The sequence below is a fragment of the Bacillus hominis genome, from assembly GCF_018332515.1.
GTDB lineage: Bacteria > Bacillota > Bacilli > Bacillales > Bacillaceae_G > Bacillus_A > Bacillus_A hominis.
In genome coordinates, this window is record NZ_BOQD01000588.1 from 1 (window position 1) to 2,813 (window position 2,813).

At 33.4% G+C, this 2,813-nt stretch carries 2 protein-coding genes; both read left to right on the top strand.

Annotation, left to right across the window (positions count from 1 at the left end; all coding sequences use genetic code 11):
• Window positions 1-413 precede the first annotated feature (413 nt).
• Entirely contained in the window at window positions 414-1,838 is a 1,425-nt protein-coding gene (locus tag KI356_RS27495; protein ID WP_212937039.1) for an ABC transporter permease, read from the top strand.
• Window positions 1,839-1,849: 11 nt separating this feature from the next.
• On the top strand, window positions 1,850-2,536 hold the full coding sequence (locus tag KI356_RS27500; RefSeq protein ID WP_212937040.1) for an ABC transporter ATP-binding protein: 687 nt from the start codon (window positions 1,850-1,852) through the stop codon (window positions 2,534-2,536).
• Window positions 2,537-2,813 lie beyond the last annotated feature (277 nt).

The window sequence follows — 2,813 nt, forward strand, 5'->3', positions numbered from 1 at the left end:
TAACATAAAAGCCTAACTTATAAAATTATGGGTTAGGCTTTTTAACACAATATTATTATTAAAAATCCAACCAACTTCAATAAACTTCCATATTCATTAATGGATTTTTATATTTAATAAACACACATATAACCATTCAAATAGGGTGCTTTTTATTTGTTGTATAGCAATTACATAATAAGCATAGATTTGTATGCTCTCATTCAATGAATCTTAACTCTATGTATGTGGACTACCTCCTTACCAATATTCAAAAACGATTGCGTTTTTGAATTTGTGTTCCGGTTTTCTTGACCAGGTCAATGAATAACTACACATAAACTCCTTATATCTCTAGATAAACTACCGATTAGCTCCATATAGACTCTAGATAACCTATATAGAATACAAGTTATCAAGGAGGTAAGAAAAAAATGAATTTTATGAAACGCGCAATTCTCAGTATGAAAAAAAGAGTAGGAACATCATTAATTTTGATGGCAGTCTTCCTAATTGTTACAAATTTAGTGTTGGCAGGATTCACAATCCAAAATGCATCAAAAAAAGCTGCTGATGCAGCAAGAAAAAAACTGGGTGCAGATGTTACTTTAGGTCTTGATTTTGATAAATTAGGAAAACAAGCAAGAGAAACTGGAGAAGCGCCTAATCCGCCGCAGCTCAATACAAAAGAAACAGATCAATTAGCGAAGTCCAAGTATGTAAAAGACTATAATTATATAACCCATAATTTCGGGATTGCAGATGGATTTAAATTAGTAGGAGTTTCAGAGGGAGAAGGAAAAGGAAAAGGTAGCGTTGCAATGGTGGGAGGATCAGGTTCAGGTTCAGAAATAGATATGAATTCTTCTCTTATGATAGAAGGAGTTCGCAAGACTTTATTACAAGAAAGCTTTAAAAATGGAAAAAGTAAAATCATTGATGGGAAACCAATTACAGAACAGATGAAAGATCAGAATGTAGCTTTAATGGAAAAACGATTAGCGGAACAAAACAATTTGAAAGTAGGAGATAAAGTTAAAGTTCAATCAGGGGATAAGAAGGAAACTCTTGAAGTTGAAATTATCGGTATTTACGAAACGAATGAGCAACCAATGGGTCAAAATCCCCCTCCTATGATGAATCCAGCTAATAAACTATATATGCCTTACTCTACTTTAAAAAAATTAGAAACAGATGAAGGTATGAGTAGTAGTATTCAAGTTGTGTACTTATTGAACGATCCACAATACATTGATGCATTTAAACAAGAAGCAAAAAAATCTGATATTGATTTTAATTATTTTAAGTTAGATGCACAAGATTCATTGTACAAACAAATGATTGGTCCTATCGAAAATATTGCTTCTACGTCTCAAATGATTATCTATATGGTATCTATTGCAGGTGCGATTATCTTAGGATTAATTATTATGTTATCGATTAAAGCACGTCGTAAGGAAATGGGGATTTTATTGTCCATTGGAGAGAAAAAATGGAAACTGATGGCGCAGTTCGTAGTAGAAGTGGTGTGTATTGCTATTTTAGCATTTGGATTATCCGTAACAACAGGAGCTAAAGTTTCTCAATTCGTAGGGGAGAACTTACTTTCGAGTGAAATTGCTACAGCAAGTGAAGAAACAGACACCTCACCAAATGGTACTGTAATGGTGGCTGGACCTGGTGGTAGTCTACAAGACCAAAAAAAAGAGCCAATTGATAAAATTGATGTAAGTGTAACAGGAGCAGATGTAGGAAAAATGGGGGGAATTGGACTAGCTATTGCTATATTAGCAACGCTTCTGCCAGCCTTATCTATTCTACGCTTAAACCCAAAACAAATTCTTTTAAAAGATGAATAAGGAGGCTCAATATGGAGACGATTTTACAATTCAAAAATTTGGATTATTATTATGAAAGTAATGGGAAAAATGTAGCGATACTAGATAATGTTAACTTTTCTTTTCAAAAAGGGCATTTCTACACGATTTTAGGGCCATCTGGATCTGGTAAAACTACAACACTCAGCTTAGGTTGTGGGCTGGATGTCCCTAAAAATGGTTATGTACTGTATAATGGCAAAGATATTCGAAAAATTGGTTTGGATCGATACCGTAATCAAAATGTATCTGTAATTTTCCAATCTTATAATTTGATTACCTATATGACCGCTCTTCAAAATGTCCTAACAGCAATGGAAATTACAGGTGTTAAAGTGCAAAATAAAACTGCAAGGGCATTAGAATTATTAGAGAAGGTAGGGCTCACAGAAGTAGAAGCGAAACGAAATGTTCTGCAACTAAGTGGCGGGCAACAACAGCGTGTAGCAATTGCTCGAGCATTATCTTGCAATGTTGATTTACTTATTGCTGATGAACCAACAGGAAATCTTGATGAAGAAACGGCAAGTGAAATTATTGAGTTGTTCCAGGAGCTCGCGCATCAAGAAAATAAATGCGTAATTGTTGTTACACATTCACAAGAAGTTGCAAAAAAATCGGATCGAGCAGTTTATTTAAGTAAGAAGAAGTTAGTGATAAACGAAATTAATAATACCTAATATAAAAACCATGGTTATTGAATTCACATAATTTTCAAAAATCAATCCCTTCAAATCTTTATATTTGATATATAATAAAGCCAAGCCATAATCAAAATGGTCTCCCTGCAATGAATGTTGAGATAGTTTGTTGTTTCCTTTTTAATAATATTTGAAAAAGAACTTGTAGGATTTTCTACAGGTTCTTTTTGTTATGATCGGTTTACTATATCATTGAAGAATTGCATATAAAAAACGGGACAGTATTTAGATGGATTGATCTAAATACTGTCCCGTT

Bases quoted from the DNA above. Each gene is read 5' to 3' on its own strand.
- KI356_RS27500 (WP_212937040.1), top strand. From the start codon at position 1,850: ATGGAGACGATTTTACAATTCAAAAATTTGGATTATTATTATGAAAGT.
- KI356_RS27495 (WP_212937039.1), top strand. From the start codon at position 414: ATGAATTTTATGAAACGCGCAATTCTCAGTATGAAAAAAAGAGTAGGA.